This window comes from Lentibacillus salicampi (assembly GCF_004565465.1).
GTDB classification, from domain to species: Bacteria; Bacillota; Bacilli; order Bacillales; family Amphibacillaceae; genus Lentibacillus; species Lentibacillus salicampi.
Genome location: NZ_SRHY01000001.1, coordinates 199,999 through 216,810, shown reverse-complemented (window position 1 = coordinate 216,810; position 16,812 = coordinate 199,999). Strand labels below are relative to the sequence as shown.

The window sequence follows — 16,812 nt, the reverse complement described above, 5'->3', positions numbered from 1 at the left end:
ACCACCCCTAATCCTTGAAACCGTTGAATAGATTGTTGTTTCTAAACGGCTGTTGCGAAGGTCCCTTCGTCGATTGGAATTGACCCAGCAATCCCTGAACGGTTGTAATGGTATTATTAATGTTACCCACTTGTTTTTGCAATTTATCCAAGTCTATATTTTCCGACATTTTGACCAGTCGTTCCATCAATTCTGCTTTTCCCTGTTTTGTCTTGTTGTCCTTTTTGCTGGTTTCTTCTTTTTTATATGAATCCCAATACGGATCATCTTCCCCAAGTAAAGCCCATTTTTCATAGTACTCCTGAAAGCCTCTACCGTTTTTCCTCACTTCTTCCACCAGCTCGGGATGCCGCTGCAGAAATGCTTTAAATTCCTGGACACTTGGATGGAGATTATCACTCATAACCACTCACCTCAGTAACATTGTCTGTTACTGATTATTTTATGAATAATGGGCATACATTGTGTCCGAATGCCGGTCACTCTTCTCAAAGCTATTTTTATTATTTTTGCAGAAAATTTTGCGTGTAATAAAACTGGTAAACCCCGACTCCTAAGTGTGTAAAATCATTGTTCAGCAATGCTTCCCGATGGCCTTCACTATTCAGCCAGCCATGGATAGCTGCCAGCGCATCCGGATATTGAGCGGCTATATTTTCCCCTGCAGCCTGGTAGAACACATCTTTCGCAGCCAGTCGCTCTTTTAGCCCAACACCATTCTGACCATAATGGGAAAAGTAGTTATTTTTTGCCATATCTTTACTATGCAGATAGGCCACCTCACTGATGCTATCATCCCATGACAAATCTGATTTACCATGCTGGTTTCGGAGTACATTGGATATGTGAAAGATTTGCTGTTCTGCTCCTTCTTCAATTCGGGCCCACTGTTCATCAGAAAGTTCCGGTTTATCCGTCAACTTCCCGCGATACTGGATTTCATACGGGCGATGGAGCAGCAGAACGTCAGCAGATAACATCCGAATAGCAGACAATTCCCTTGTAAATGTATCAAAGTAAAGCTGCAGGAAAATATCATCCGTCACCTTTACCAAAGGGCGCTCCTGTAATTCCTCATCACTCAGCCGGAATGTATAAGAGGTAAGCTCTTTGTTATAGGTCACTTCACGCTCGAAAGACAACTGGTCTTTCACGGCTTCATATTGTTGTCCAATTTTAGCGGGTTCAAGTGATAAATCATTACCAAGGGCATAAACCGATTTAACCTTGTTATGATCAATTCCAAATTGGATATACTGTCCCTGCTTGTTTGTATACATCCACCATTCATACCCGTAAGCGCTTGGATCCTTCCGCACTGGTTCTCCGAAATGGTCCTCCAATTGATTTGTTGTCTTATTCATCCATTGATACGTATCTCCTTCTAAAGGAATAGCCGTACGATTTTCCGGTATCTCCTTTGATTCAAGTTTGTGATCTTTTTGTACTAAACCCCCAGTGGCATATTCGTTAGGCTTCTCTGTAAGGAAATCACTTTTGTCTAATAAATAATAAACGCCGAACCCGATTACCAATAATAATACCGCTATTCGAATGAATCGCATATAAGTTCCCCTTCTATTAAAACTTGTGAATCTGTTTAAACTATCTATATGTATCGCCCCGTCAATACATGTATGAATCATTGGAAAAACTTGCATTCACCTGTACTCTAGTAAATGTGGCGTTTCCCTATAAGGGCCTCCGTAATTTAGACTTCTTAACATTATAACAAAAACAACCGCTTATATAATTGCTTTCATTATACTATGAGAATCCGACATTTATCCCCAGCCACATGCTTGGTTATTGGAGTGCAGGCCGTTCTAAAATGTCTTTAAGGGGGGCTTCCCCTACTTCATATAACGTATATTCCTTTCGATAAACAGCGAAATATCTTTTACGACTATTTCATTCCTTTTCGATTGCATGTTGAACGCTTTTTTATTATGATAAAGATGTTAGGATAACTTTGTGAGGTGTTTAATATGGAACTGGAAAACACAGGAATTGAAGAAGCTATTGTCAATATAAAGCCCTTAGACCGATTGATGGGAAATCACGCTTTCATCCGAGCAGGACAATGGGATTATGAACGTGTGACATACGATTATAAAATTGGGTCCAAAGAAAAAAACATTACATATTATATTCGGATACAAGGCTATGCAGTCGAAGGAGATGTGGATCTGGAAAATGCAGTCATTCAGCTGAAGACACCACTTCTTGGCAAACACTATTACCCGCATGGTGTTGAATACGGGGAAGATGAAAAATTTCCGGAAAACCTTGTGGATCGTGCCTACAGCCTCGTAAAAAAAGTTAAAGATGAAATTGACAACTATAAAAAATAACGGTTCAAAATGCCGGTACTTTTCGAATACCGTTTTAACCAAACCAACTGCTTTAAAACGAGTGAGCGGTTGGTTTTTTCATAACGAAATCACCTGAACGAGACTAGGACAAAACGAAAAATTCAGCACAAAAACCGGACAATTAATTGATTTAACGAAGTATATTTCCATAGCGGGTTATCCAGTTTTGTTGTTCGGATTTTTGCTTGGTACAAATACTTATGTCCCAGCCTCATAGCGTTTTTTCAATACAGTAAATCATAGAAGCGCAAAGACTTTTTAAATGAAAATACATTAAAAAGACACAATACATGATGCCATTCATGTATGATCGAAAGGAGAGTTCCATTTACATTGATTGGGTCGATCACGAAACGCCAATGGACAGTCATTATTCTTGTAATCTTTCTGCTGCTCATTTTATTCTTCGTATTACCAATAGCCATTCCTTTAGTCCTTGCGTTGATTACGGCATTAATTCTGAATCCCCTCGTTCGGTTTATACAGAGCAAAGTGAAGTTAGGCAGAAAGTCAGCTGTCATTATTGTTTTTCTATTATTTTTGGTATTTTTGGGGATAAGCGGGACACTGATTGTAACGAAGGCAGTAACGCAAGTCGTTAATTTTGTTGAGGACATTCCTTCATATGTGACGCAATTAAACACGATTTATGGCAAATGGGAATCCGGATTTGAAAAATACACGGAAAATCTTCCAGAAGAATTTTATGACCAGGTAACCAATACAATCGAATCACAGCTTGCTTCAATGAGTGAAACATTAAAAGAAACCATTACCATCGAACGAATTTCACAGTTTGTTGCTGAGATCCCCCAATATTTGATCAGTTTTCTGGTCTATTTAATTGCTTTATTTTTATTTATGCTTGAACTGCCGGTTCTTAAATCAAAATTTTATAATCTGATGACAAGAGAGACCGCTGAAAAAGTTTCATTCATGAATAGACGGCTTTCAGATGTTATATTAGGTTTCTTTAAAGCCCAGTTTCTTGTCAGTATCATTATCTTTATTGTAACACTTATCGGGCTGTTCCTGTTTACCCCGGACGTAGCCATTATTATGTCACTGATTATTTGGCTGGTCGACTTCGTCCCAATTATCGGGTCAATTGCCGTGTTGGGTCCATGGGCGGTCTTTGCATTCATTGCAGGCGATACATTACTGGGGATGCAATTATCGATTCTGGCAATCGTTCTGCTGGCTATCCGAAGAACCGTAGAGCCTAAAGTGATGGGGCAGCATATTGGCCTTTCACCGCTTGCCACCCTGATTGCCATGTTTCTGGGGATAAAACTGCTGGGACTGCTCGGATTTATCCTTGGGCCGTTACTTCTGATAGCGTTCAATTCTGCGAGAGAAGCAGGAATTATCAAATGGAATATTAAAATTTAAGTGTGCTGACAAATATGTTCAGCACACTTTTTTTAAAAGATAAGGAAGTATAAAATTTTTGTTTAAGCTTTTCGGGGGTGAACAAGGCGCCTCACGCTTTTCTTAACCGCCTAATATGGCTTTAATCATACTGGTTGTTTGACCGCCATCATAAATGATATACAGTAGCAGATAGACCATAACTCCCGTAACTGCGCTAAAAAACCAGATAACACTTGTGACCGGCCCGATTTTCCGATGGATACGTATCTTTCTCTTTAACGCTAAAGTGATTGTAACCACACCGAATATAGCACTTGTGGTAGCCAGGACAATATGGAAAATTAAAAAGATGGTATAGTAAATTTCAATATCTTCCGGACCACCAAAACTCGTGTTTCCAATAAAAACCGTCCTCGACACATAAATAATAAAAAACAACAGGGCACTCACAGCGGCAGAAATCATTGTTTTTTTATGTGCTTTAGGCTTCCCTTTTAATATAAAGCGCCAGCCAATTGCAACCAGCACAGCGCTCAGGACAATAAAGAACGTACTTATTGTAGGCAAAAATGGCATAAATTCATAATCCCTCTCTATCCCATTGTGAATAATGTCTAACCGTGTTCATTCGTACTTACTTCATTCGTACCCGCAGGCAATGGATCAACGCGCAGGCTTTCTCTGGTAAACCAACCAAAGAAGACCCTTGCCAAAACAATGCCATACGTAATCTCCTGCATGATTTTCATAATGATACCGCCTAATTGCTGGTCTTCCAGTATTGACATAGGCGAGAACATTTCAGGTCCAGATATCCCTGAACTCAACCCCTGCAGAACACCGCCCGGAACACAAAGCGCCAATGCCTGAAGCCATGCTCCCTGCTGTGTATAAGTTGCATAGACCGGTGTATCGGCAAAAATAATCAGGACACATGCTGGCGTTATCAATACACCATTGGCAAAAATATAAAATATCTTACCCAATGGCGGCATTCGGTCAAATTCCTTCAAAGGACTCAACACAGGCCACCATACGATAAATGCTGCTATTAAAATAATGGTGGATATAGACGTATGGGCCACTTGTGATGTCTTTGCAAAATCAAATATAACTGGTAAGTGGTATAACGAAAACAGTGTATTAAACAAGAATAGCGAGATAAGTGGAATAGAAAAAAACTTCAAAACCGGTTTAATAATCCGTCGGTTTACAACATTTTCCCATAACCATGCAGGTATCCCTTTTATGATAAAAATAGGAAATACGATGTAATAAATAGCCATTTGAATCATATGAGCTGTCAACATGATATGGGACAGCAGATCCACCGGGGCGCCTTTCACCGCATATAATAAGACGAGGCCCCCATAAAAGAAAAAATGCTGTTTCACGGACGGCATTTTCTGTCCTTTTCCGCCAAATTTATGACGATATGGGCCGGTGATCAGGTAATATAGTAAGGCGAGTGCCAGAACAAACAGGAGATAATAAGGACTCCATAATCCACGAAAGCCAAATATCTGCAGATTTAGCCACATAAAAACTCACTCCATATACGGATATATCATCCAGCTGATTATATTATAACGTATTTTCCTGCAGGACACACAACGCTCATGTGACAATTTAAGAACAATGGCGTGAGCGTTCATCCAGCTTGCTACTTTGGAAGCCAGCTTGCATTTAAAAAGATCGGGAGTTAACCCCCGATCTTTTAGACAGTTACCACCAGGTGATAACCCCCAGTCCAGCCAATGTGAGCAATGCCGCCCAAATACCGCCATAAATCATGACAGCAGGCATGTCATGACCTTTATCCTTCAAGTGCATAAAGTAGTAAAACTGGAACCCTACCTGCACAACTGCCAAAATCAACAGGATAGGGATAACAAACATGCTGTCCATCACTCCTGCTGCCACAACAACAAAAGCAATGATGGTAAACACGATCATCAACGCGAACGTAATCAGCTGTTTTTGCATTTCTTCTTTGTTTTTTTGCTTTTGAAATGGATTAACGTCTTTGGAATTTGTATTATCTGCCATCCATTAACCCACCTTTCCCATTAGATAGACAACTGTAAAAATGAACACCCATACAACATCAATAAAGTGCCAGTATAAACTGAACACATAAAACTTAGGTGCATTGTACAAGTTCAGCCCGCGTTTTGCATTACGGAGCATTAATGCAATCAGCCATGCCATGCCAAACGTTACGTGGCCTCCATGGAAGCCGACTAATGCATAGAAAGCAGACCCGAATGCAGATGAGCGGAACGTGAAACCAAACTCCGTTATATAATGCGTAAACTCATAAATTTCACATGCCAAAAAGGAAAAGCCCAGAATAGCTGTTATCCCCAGCCACAACTGCATTTTTTTAAAGTCATTGTTTTTCAAATGATACATGGCATAAACACTTGTCAGGGAACTTGTCAATAACAGAATTGTCATAATGAAAACAAGTTCCAGCCCAAACAACTCATTGGCCGTCGGACCGTCAGCTGTTGAATTACGCAATGCAATGTATGTGCCAAATAAAGCGGCAAAAAGAACCGTTTCACCACCAAGGAAGAACCAGAAACCGATGAATTTATTTTTGCCTTCCTGTGTAGCCTTTTCCGGTTCACTCGGCATCGTTTCCGGATTCAAGGAATGATCATGACTCATATTAGTCGACCTCCCTTTCAAGTTCATCTTTTGGTATATGGTAACCATGGTCATCTTTTAGTGACCTCGCAAGCATCGATCCCAGCATGATGGCCATACCACCAAATAGCAGGATGTACGCCCAATTATAGTTCACCTGATAGATGAAACCCAACCCGGCTATAAACAATCCGAGAGACATCATAAACGGCAGGAACGATGAATTCGGCATATGAATATCGCCTAATGGTTCTGCGGGTGTCAATCTACCCTTTCCTTCCATTTTTTCGATCCACAACGCATCCAATCCACGGACAAGTGGCATTTGTTTGAAATTATAATGTGCCGGTGGTGAAGCAATTGACCATTCGAGTGTACGTCCATCCCAAGGGTCGTCGGCTGCTTTTTCACCTTTAACAGCTGTGTAAATTGCATTAATCACGAATACGATCACACCAAATGCCATAAAGAAGGCGCCTACTGTACTTATCTGGTTACCTAAATCAAGCTGCTGACCTTCAAGATATGTCCAATACCGGCGTGGCATCCCCATTAGGCCGAGGAAGTGCTGAATAAAAAATGTCAAATGGAAGCCGATGAAAAACGTCCAGAAAGTTAGTTTACCCATGGCTTCATTCAATACGCGTCCAAACATTTTCGGCCACCAATAATGAAGTGCTGCAAAGATACCAAATACGGTACCACCGACGATAACATAGTGGAAGTGTGCCACAACGAAATACGAATCATGGTACTGGTAGTCAGCAACAACTGATGCAACCATGACACCTGTCATACCACCAATTGTAAATGTAGGGATAAATCCTAATGTCCAAAGCATCGCCGAGTTGATTGTAATCCGGCCGCCCCACATCGTCGCCAGCCAGTTGAATATCTTGATCCCGGTCGGAACTGCAATTGCCATTGTTGCAAGCGAAAAAATCGAGTTGGCAACAGGGCCTAAACCAACCGCAAACATATGGTGTGCCCAAACCATAAACCCTAAAAAGGCAATCAGGATTGTTGCAAATACCATGGCGGTATAACCGAACAACCGCTTTTTGGAAAACGTCGAAATAACCTCACTGAATACGCCAAACAGTGGCAGTATTAAAATATAAACTTCCGGGTGACCAAATATCCAGAATAAATGCTGCCAAATGATTGCATTTCCGCCAAGACCGACATCAAAAAACGCTGAGCCGAACATGCGGTCAAACATGAGAAGAAACAGGCCTACCGTCAAAGCCGGAAAAGCAAATAAAATCAATATGCTTGTAATAAAAGTCGTCCATGAGAATAATGGCATACGCATATACGTCATACCAGGTGCGCGCATAGTAACAATCGTTGCCAGAAAGTTAATGCCGCCGATTAATGTACCTGCACCTGCTATCTGCAGCCCCATCACATAAAAATCAACACCGTGTCCCGGCGACGTAATCGACAGCGGCACATATCCAGTCCAGCCGGCATCAGGTGCACCGCCCAGAAACCAGCTGCAGTTCAAGAGAAGTCCCCCGAACAAAAACAGCCAAAATCCCAACGAATTCAGAAATGGAAACGCCACATCCCTTGCTCCTATCTGCAATGGAACGACCGCATTCATAATTGCAAAGATCAGCGGCATGGCTGCAAGGAAAATCATTGTTGTTCCATGCATTGTCAGAATTTCATTATAGAAACCGGCACTGACAAAGTCGTTTTCCGGTTGAAGCAATTGTATACGAATAGCCAGAGCCTCGAGTCCACCGAGCAGAAAGAAAAAACCGCCGCCAAACAAATATAAATGTGCTATTTTTTTATGATCGACAGTCGTCAGGTAATCCCACAAAACAGTGCCGAAACCCCTTTTTTGAGAAGCTGCTGTACTCACAATATTAACCTCCCTCTAATTTTTTATCCCTTTTTATTGTGCACTTTCCGGCGTAATGTCAGTTGGCTTTAATTGCAATAGATATTCTGCAATTTTACCCGCTTCATCGTCGGAAACTTCCGGATAATTTCCAGTCATTTTGTTTCCAGGTTTAATCGACTCCGGATCTGTAATCCACTGGACCAGGTTTTCTTTTGTCAGATCCTCTACTCCCGCAAGTTTTGAGCGGTTTCCAAAGTCAGTCAGATTTGGTCCGATTTGTGCAGGTGAAGAGCCAATTGCATGACAGGACATACAATTTTTTTCCTGAAACAATGACTGGCCTTCCTGTGCTACAGCATCTTCAGGCTCTGCTTCCGGATCAACGTTCTGCATATCCTGCGCCCATTGATCGAATTCGTCCTGACTTACGGCTACCACCTTAAAGTCCATGAGTGAATGGGACGGGCCACAGAACTCCGCACATTTACCCCAGTAAACACCTTCTTCATGTGCTTCAATATACATCGTGTTTTCATTTTCGGGGTTTACATCCATCTTACCGGATATCGCTGGTACCCAAAACGAGTGAATCACATCTGAAGATTTCATGTTTAAGTATACCTTTTCACCGACTGGAATATAGAGATCCTGACTTGTTTGAATTTCTTGTCCCTCATAATTAAAATGCCACCAGTACTGATTACCAGTAACCTGGACGTTCAAACTGTCACTTGCAGCGGACTCATCAGCTAAATCAAAAGTAGCCGTTATAGTTGGCACTGCAATAATGAGCAGCAAAATAATTGGAATAACCGTCCAGACTGTCTCCAACGTTTTATTGCCTTCCACCTGTTTAGGAATATAGTCCTTCTGTCCTTTCTTTTTACGGTAACGTATCAGCACAATTGTATACACAACCATTACAACAGCAAGGACAAACAACATTACAATGGTCGTCAGGATAATTAAATTAAATGATTGGTCCGCCCCATAACCTTTTGGATCAAGAGCTGTCAAGTTCTCCTTACCACATGCTGAAAGCACAAATGCCGTCAATCCTAACAGACAAAATGCCCGGATTTTTCCCATCCAACCTTTCATGTATTCATACCTCTCTTTCTCCTTATAACTTACTACTGCATATAGTATTTATACGAAAACAAGCTTAACTGAAGGGGAATTCTAATGTTACGACAACCATCATTAAAAACAAAATCGTTAAATAGTTCAATGAATAAATAAAGATCATATTTGCCCATTTTAGATGATTCTTCATAAAAAGCCCGCTTATGCCCATCACAAGCCAGCCGACATTCAGTAGTGTTGCAATAATCACGAATGTGGTGCCCAGTGAAGCCATGAAAAATGGTAGCGGCAACAAACATGCAATGTACACGACAATTTGCCGTTTGGTTATTTCAAAACCATGTACAACAGGTAGCATTGGGACACCAGCAGCTTTATATTCCTTGGCTTTCTTCATGGCCAGTGCCAAAAAATGCGGCGTTTGCCAAATAAACATGATTAGGAATAATACGAAAGCCATTCTTTGCAGACCAGGGTCAACAGCTGCCCATCCGATTAGCGGTGGCACTGCTCCTGAGAAACTGCCAATTGCGGTATTCAATGTATACTTACGTTTGGACCACATTGTATATAAGACGACATAAACAAACCAGCCAAATAACGCAATCATTGCAGCTTCCATTGTTGTGAACATCAGAAGAACCAGCCCGAGAACAGTTGACGAAATGCCTGTCGTGAGAACACGGTTAAGCGAAATACCCCCTGTCACTGTCGGGCGGTCTTTTGTCCTCGACATAATCGGATCGATATCGACATCATACCAATTGTTCATTATACATCCGCCTGCAATCACCAGTGCGCTCCCCGCCATCGTTAACAAAAAAATATCCCAGTTAGCGATAAAAGAAGCGTTTGTGAAATAAATTGCCAGCCAGAAACCGGCAAATGTTGTGATTAAGTTTGAATTCACAATCCCTACTTTTGTCAGGGCTTTAAATTCTGCTAAAAATGTGGTGACTTTTTTTCTTGTCTCAGCGGATTTGTCAATAATCGGTGAAGAAGTTGTCTCCACTTTATCCATTGTCATTATCCCCCCTTTTCATCCCAACAAGAGGCACTTAATCAATAACAGGCAACATACTTATCATGGCTAAGTAATCCCAAAAATATCCTTCAAACTATCCTAATTGTACCATGGAATTTAAATGCAATCTATTCAACAACATTGTGTATGTACTTTTTCGGGCTTAATAGATGTGACAAATTTGTGAAAAAGATGCCGAAATAAAATGAAAGTCTGTAAAAGCCTTTTTTGAGATGACATGCAACATATGTAGTTTTCCCATGGAAACAAGGATGAAGGTATGAAGCCAAACTTATATCCCCTATATTATTTCTAGCAAAGAACGACCTGTAATGCAAGGGTTTTTTATATTTATGTGGTGATAACAGATAAAGATACAATATGAAAAGTAATTTATTTTGGCCGATGCGGCTGAACCATGATATTATGATAGAAGTGTAATACATCTTGGTATAAAGTGAGGCAATTCTTATGATTAAGACTTTAAAATTGCTCTCTGTCGTTGCTTCATTGGGGATGGTATTTGTTTTAATCGGGGGTGCTCTTGTCACAAAGACGGGTTCCGGACTGGGGTGCGGTGAAAGCTGGCCACTTTGTGAAGGACAGCTTTTCCCTGCGGACGTGACACCTGAACTGGTCATTGAACTCAGTCACCGCCTGATTTCCGGTATCATGGGGTTTGTTGTTTTAGCATTATCAATTCTTTCATGGATCTTTATTGGGCATATACGAGAAGTGAAGTTTCTTGCATTCATGTCATCGTTTTTTCTGATTCTGCAGGCGTTAATCGGGGCAGCAGCCGTCATGTGGAACCAGTCTAATTTTATTATGGCAACTCATTTTGGAATCTCACTCATCTCGTTTGCAGCTGTATTTCTTCTAATGCTGTTGATTTTTGAGATCGATACAAAATTTGATGCATCATCGTTAATCATTGAAAAAAAACATCGGATTGAAATATACATGCTAACGCTGTATACCATTATTGTTGTCTATACCGGTGCATTAGTTCGGCACATCGAGGCGAATATGGTATGCGGAAGTTGGCCGTTTTGTAACAATCAATCTCCACTGGCATTGGGAAATTACAGCTTTGAACAATGGGTTCAGATGGGACACAGACTGGCTGCAGGGATCCTCGTCATATGGACAATTTCCCTTGCTGTTAGACTAATGAAACAGTATCACACCAATCGTGTCATGTACTGGGGATGGATCACTGCCATGTTATTGATCATCTTCCAGGCATTTTTCGGGGCCATGATTATCTTTACAATGGTCAATCTGTGGATCGCATTAATGCACGCATTTGTTATCTCATGTTACTTTGCGATGCTCAGTTACTTTGTATTACTTTCATCGAGAAGTGCCAAATAGAACAAAAGCGCAGGGCACCCGTATAGCAACGTACAAACTGCGCCTGTGCATCACAGGTGGGTCGGCGTTGCCGCGCATCGCGGCGGGGTTAGCCGATCCTCCCCACTAGCCGCAATGAGATAAAGGAAACATGCCCCTGCATCAGGGGTATGCCGACGTTGGCCGGCAAGGCCGTTCTTAGTCGGCCTTCCTTTATCAAGCGAACCGATGTTGGCTTATCGTAGTGAAGGAGTGTGAAGTTTGCTAATCGCTGGGCGCTGGAGCTGGACATGGCTATTGCTGACAAAGCGCTTAATATAGCCAAAGATTTTGTACATTCTTATCTTTTGAGAAAGGGTAACGGAAATAACCCGTTACCCTTTTCTTTTTTATTCAAATTCTATCAGCAGATCGTTGACGGCAATTGTGTCACCATTTTTGACATAAACGTTTTTTATGACACCGGTGAACGGCGCCTGAACGGTTGTTTCCATCTTCATGGCCTCATTGATTAAAAGGTGGTCACCTTTTTGAACTTTTTCCCCTTTATCACAAATCACTTTCACGACGGTACCAGGCATCGAGGCACCAATTTGTTTTTCATTATTCTCGTCAACTTTTGGTCTTGTTTCAATGGTTGATTGGACACTTTCATCTTTTACAATGACCTGCCTTTGCTGGCCGTTTAATTCGAAATAAACAACTCGCGTTCCATCAGCGCGTGGTTCGGAAATGGAAACAAGCTTGACAAACAGTGTTTTCCCTTGTTCAATTTCCACCTCAATTTCCTCATCCAATTCCATACCATAGAAAAACGTTAACGTATCGAGAACGGACACATCACCATATGTCTCATGAAATTTATGATGGTCCATAAACACTTTCGGGTAGAGCGCATAGGAAATCAGGTCGAAACTCGTTACCTGCCGATCAAGTGACTTGAAAAGGGAATCACGCATTTGCGTAAAGTCAATCGGATCAAGCAATTCACCTGGCCGCACTTTAATGGCTTCTTTCCCTTTCAAAATGATCCGCTGCAATTCTTTTGGAAAGCCCTGATATGGCTGTCCGATGTAACCTTGCGCAAACTCAATGACTGATTCCGGAAAATCAATCGATTCACCACGTTCATAGATATCGTCTTCAGTCAAATTATTTTGCACCATAAACAATGCCATATCACCTGCCACTTTCGAGGAAGGTGTCACTTTAACAATATCACCAAACATTTCATTTACGCGTCTGTACATGGATTTCACTTCATTCCAGCGTTCTTCCAGCCCGACTGCTTTGGCCTGCTGTCGCAAATTACTGTACTGCCCGCCAGGCATTTCATGAAAATAAATTTCGGTATGCGGTGCTTTCAAGCCGCTTTCAAAATCCTGATAATAATCCCGGATACCTTCCCAGTAATGGGACAGCTTTTCATAGGAATCGATGTTCAATTGCGGCTGACGACTCGTTCCCTCCAGTGCGTGATATAGAGACTGGGCGCTCGGTTGTGATGTCATCCCTGCCATCGGTGCATTGGCAACATCAACAGCATCCACTCCGGCATCAATGGCCCGTGCATACATATGAACGCCGTTACCGCTTGTATCATGTGTATGCAGATGTACCGGAACATCAACCGTTTCCTTTAAAGTCGAAATTAGCTGGTAGGCTGCTTCCGGTTTTAATAGTCCGGCCATATCTTTTATACCGAGAATATGTGCGCCGGATTGTTCCAGGTCCACGGCCAGATTTCTGTAATAATCCAGATCATATTTCGAACGTCCAACATCAAGAATGTCACCGGTATAACACATCGCCGCTTCGGCAATTTTATTATTTTCACGTACGAATTGAATAGCTGGTTTCATACCTTCCACCCAATTTAGACTGTCAAAAATCCGGAATACATCAATACCTGCAGTTGCACTCTTTTCAACAAATTCTTTGATTAGGTTATCCGGATAGTTTTTATATCCGACGGCGTTACTCGAACGTAATAACATTTGTAGTAAAACGTTCGGCATTTTTTCGCGCAGTTTTAATAAACGCTGCCACGGGTCCTCTTTCAAAAAACGGTAGGCAACATCAAACGTTGCTCCTCCCCACATCTCCACTGAGAACAGCTGTGGCAGTAAACGGGCAGTCGGCTCCGCAATATGGATTAAATCCTTTGATCTGATTCGGGTTGCAAGCAATGATTGATGGGCGTCGCGGAACGTTGTATCAGTCAGCATGACATTTTCTTGTTCCTTTAACCAATTTGCCAGATATTCAGGCCCATGCTCATCAAGTATCTGTTTTGTTCCTGCAGGTATTTCCTCCCGTTGATTGATCTTTGGTATCGGTGGCGTAACCAATGACGGCTTGTCTCTTTTTGGAATCCCTTCAAAACCATTGACAGTCGTATGCCCAATATAGCTCAGCATTTTGGTTCCACGGTCTTTTCGTTTTGGAAATACAAATAACTCCGGTGTTTGGTCAATAAATGTAGTGCTGTACTCACCTGATAAAAACTGTTCATGTGAAATAACATTTTCCAAGAATGGAATGTTCGTTTTAATGCCGCGGATCCGAAATTCTTTTAAGTTTCTGACCATTTTTTGTGCTGCCTGATCAAAGGACAGAGCCCATGTTGACACTTTGACCAGCAATGAATCATAATGCGGTGAAATAACTGCACCTTGGAAGCCGTTTCCCGCATCGAGGCGAACTCCGAAACCGCCGCCAGTCCGATATGCCATGATTTTTCCGGTATCCGGCATGAAATTGTTTAGCGGGTCTTCTGTTGTAACGCGGGACTGGATAGCGTATCCCAACGTTGCAATCTCCTCCTGGTGCGGTATACCGATCGATGTGTCATGAATATTTTGCCCTTCCGCTATTTTAATCTGCGTCTGTACAATGTCGACACCTGTGACCATTTCCGTAATCGTATGTTCAACTTGAACGCGCGGATTAACCTCAATAAAATAAAACGCGTCGTCCGTGACAAGAAACTCGACAGTACCGGCATTCACATAATTGACGTTTTCCATCAGGCTCACAGCAGCATGACAAATTTCATGCCTGAATTCATCGGACAGGGAGACACTTGGTGCAGCTTCAACCACTTTTTGATGACGGCGCTGCACGGAACAGTCCCGTTCATATAAATGAACCGTATTTCCGTGGGTATCCCCAATAACCTGGACTTCAATATGTTTCGGACGTTCGATTAATTTTTCCACATACACTTCATCACTGCCAAAGGCTGCTCTTGCTTCGGATTTTGCCCGGTCAAATGCTTCCGACAATACTTCTTTATTTCGGACAATCCGCATACCACGACCACCACCGCCGAGTGATGCTTTAATGATGATCGGATAACCATGCTGATCTCCAAAGCTGGCCACCTCATCAAGAGATGAAACAGGACCGTCACTTCCAGGGATAACCGGCAGGCCTGCATTGATTGCCTGTGTTCTGGCCTTTACTTTGTCACCGAACATATTTAAATGATCACTTGTCGGTCCTATGAAAATAATGCCCTCTTCTTCACAACGTCTAGCGAATTCAATATTTTCCGAAAGAAATCCGTAACCCGGATGAATGGCATCGACGCCCACGTTTTTTGCAAGCTCAATAATTCCTTCAATATCCAAATAAGCATCAATCGGCTTTTTGCCTTCACCTATCAGATAAGCCTCATCAGCTTTGTACCGATGATAGGAACCGGTATCTTCCTTTGAATAAACCGCAACTGTCCGAATATTGAGCTCTGTACATGCACGAAAAACACGTATAGCGATTTCTCCGCGATTTGCTACTAAAACTTTATTGATCCGTTTTCTCTCTCCCATGTTCTTCCTCCTCTATTACGAAATATACTATTTTCAGTACCTTCTTTATTCACAGGTACAGGTTCCTGTTCTTTTTGTTTAACTGATTTTGCAATGTTATTCAGAATTCCCATTGCAACCATCATAACAAGCAGTGACGAACCACCATAACTGACAAACGGAAGCGGAACCCCCGTAATGGGGATAAGACCGCTGATAGCCCCTAAATTAACAAACGTTTGGATAGCCACCATTGACGATATGCCAATAGCCATTAATGCCCCAAAACTGTCCGAGCACTTCCTCGCGATAAACAATCCTCGCAAAACAATGATTGCCAGCATCCCCACGGTAATGACCACACCAACGAAACCTAATTCTTCGGCAATGACAGCCATAATAAAATCTGTATGCGGCTCCAGGAGGTAACCAAGTTTCTGAACGCCCTGGCCGAGCCCTTCACCAATCAGCCCGCCATCGCCAATTGCCAAATAAGACTGAATCAAATGATACCCATCATCGCCAGGGTCTTCAAATGGTTGATAGGCACCGGCAAACCTGCTGATTCGTTCATCTGTTATCATATTGGGGATGGCTAAGGCCACGAGTGCCAATCCAACAAATGCGAGTATAAACAGGTGCTTAAAACGGATGCCTGAACTGAATATGACGGCGCAGGCTATCAGAAAAATAATGGCAGCAGTTCCGATATCAGGCTGCTGCACAATGAGACCCAATGTAACGGCAGTTAGTATTAATGGCGGTAACACACCTCTATTAAACTCGTTAATATATTCTTGTTTTTTGGAATAAACAGAAGCAAGATAGATTATTAGCCCCAGTTTAGCAAATTCCGCCGGCTGCATGCTGATCGGTCCAAGGTCGAACCATGATCTGGCATTATTGGCGGTATTCCCAAAAATAAGGACACCTGCCAGCAAGGCAACAACGGCTAGCATAATAATCTTGATTAACTTTTGATAATATTTATACGGGAAAATACTTGTCATGATAAATCCAATCATCGCCAGCGAAAACCATTGGATTTGTCTCGTCATGTAGTAGGTGCTTCCTTGTCCCTCCATTACTGCCAAAACCATACTTGCACTATAGATCATGACAATTCCAAACGCTGTTAATAGGATTGGTGTAATCATCAGTGTAAAATCATAATTCTTTAATTTCTTAACCATCCTACTTCTCCCCAGAATATGTAATCACAGCAGATGAACGGAATTTTATTTCGTATAACATATTTTGAAATAGTGTAAC

General features: G+C 41.9%; 14 protein-coding genes. 3 read left to right on the top strand and 11 right to left on the bottom strand.

The features are described 5' to 3' along the window. Positions 1-7: 7 nt before the first annotated feature. Positions 8-403: a YlbD family protein gene (gene ylbD, locus E4U82_RS01085; protein WP_135108184.1), complete on the bottom strand. Its 396-nt coding sequence runs from the start codon at positions 401-403 to the stop codon at positions 8-10. 100 nt (positions 404-503) lie between these two features. Then, on the bottom strand, positions 504-1,565 hold the full coding sequence (locus tag E4U82_RS01080; RefSeq protein WP_135108183.1) for a CAP domain-containing protein: 1,062 nt from the start codon (positions 1,563-1,565) through the stop codon (positions 504-506). Positions 1,566-1,988: 423 nt separating this feature from the next. Here E4U82_RS01080 and E4U82_RS01075 point away from each other — a divergent pair, with 423 nt between their 5' ends. Continuing rightward, positions 1,989-2,354 carry a YugN family protein gene (locus tag E4U82_RS01075; RefSeq protein ID WP_135108182.1) on the top strand — a complete coding sequence of 122 codons (366 nt, stop codon included), beginning with the start codon at positions 1,989-1,991 and terminating at the stop codon, positions 2,352-2,354. Positions 2,355-2,708: 354 nt separating this feature from the next. Next, positions 2,709-3,767 (top strand): sporulation integral membrane protein YtvI, encoded by a 1,059-nt coding sequence (ytvI, locus tag E4U82_RS01070; RefSeq protein ID WP_135108425.1) that lies wholly within the window; start codon positions 2,709-2,711, stop codon positions 3,765-3,767. A 102-nt stretch (positions 3,768-3,869) separates the two neighbouring features. On the opposite strand, the gene E4U82_RS01065 is transcribed toward ytvI, so the two are convergent. The 7 genes from E4U82_RS01065 to cyoE all read right to left on the bottom strand — a co-directional run bounded on the left by E4U82_RS01065 (position 3,870) and on the right by cyoE (position 10,369). Further along, a complete protein-coding gene (locus E4U82_RS01065; RefSeq protein WP_135108181.1) occupies positions 3,870-4,325 on the bottom strand; it encodes a DUF420 domain-containing protein in 456 nt (151 codons plus the stop codon). Positions 4,326-4,363: 38 nt separating this feature from the next. Continuing rightward, positions 4,364-5,290: a cytochrome c oxidase assembly factor CtaG gene (ctaG, locus tag E4U82_RS01060; RefSeq protein ID WP_135108180.1), complete on the bottom strand. Its 927-nt coding sequence runs from the start codon at positions 5,288-5,290 to the stop codon at positions 4,364-4,366. Positions 5,291-5,474: 184 nt separating this feature from the next. Next, positions 5,475-5,798 (bottom strand): cytochrome c oxidase subunit IVB, encoded by a 324-nt coding sequence (gene ctaF, locus E4U82_RS01055; protein WP_135108179.1) that lies wholly within the window; start codon positions 5,796-5,798, stop codon positions 5,475-5,477. A gap of 3 nt (positions 5,799-5,801) precedes the next feature. Next, on the bottom strand, positions 5,802-6,425 hold the full coding sequence (locus E4U82_RS01050; RefSeq protein WP_135108178.1) for a cytochrome (ubi)quinol oxidase subunit III: 624 nt from the start codon (positions 6,423-6,425) through the stop codon (positions 5,802-5,804). 1 nt (position 6,426) lies between these two features. Further along, entirely contained in the window at positions 6,427-8,280 is a 1,854-nt protein-coding gene (gene ctaD / locus E4U82_RS01045; protein ID WP_135108177.1) for a cytochrome c oxidase subunit I, read from the bottom strand. A gap of 33 nt (positions 8,281-8,313) precedes the next feature. After that, the gene (gene coxB / locus E4U82_RS01040; protein ID WP_135108176.1) at positions 8,314-9,363 is read right to left on the bottom strand and encodes a cytochrome c oxidase subunit II; all 1,050 of its coding nucleotides are present in this window, start codon (positions 9,361-9,363) and stop codon (positions 8,314-8,316) included. 64 nt (positions 9,364-9,427) lie between these two features. Next, the gene (cyoE, locus tag E4U82_RS01035; RefSeq protein ID WP_135108175.1) at positions 9,428-10,369 is read right to left on the bottom strand and encodes a heme o synthase; all 942 of its coding nucleotides are present in this window, start codon (positions 10,367-10,369) and stop codon (positions 9,428-9,430) included. A gap of 474 nt (positions 10,370-10,843) precedes the next feature. Here cyoE and E4U82_RS01030 point away from each other — a divergent pair, with 474 nt between their 5' ends. Continuing rightward, a complete protein-coding gene (locus E4U82_RS01030) occupies positions 10,844-11,749 on the top strand; it encodes a COX15/CtaA family protein (protein ID WP_135108174.1) in 906 nt (301 codons plus the stop codon). Positions 11,750-12,117: 368 nt separating this feature from the next. Here E4U82_RS01030 and pyc read toward each other — a convergent pair whose 3' ends face one another. Then, complete coding sequence (gene pyc / locus E4U82_RS01025) at positions 12,118-15,561, bottom strand: pyruvate carboxylase (RefSeq protein ID WP_135108173.1); 3,444 nt, start codon at positions 15,559-15,561, stop codon at positions 12,118-12,120. Further along, complete coding sequence (gene ftsW, locus E4U82_RS01020; RefSeq protein ID WP_135108172.1) at positions 15,528-16,733, bottom strand: putative lipid II flippase FtsW; 1,206 nt, start codon at positions 16,731-16,733, stop codon at positions 15,528-15,530. The genes pyc and ftsW overlap by 34 nt, the downstream gene beginning before the upstream one ends. Positions 16,734-16,812: the final 79 nt, after the last annotated feature.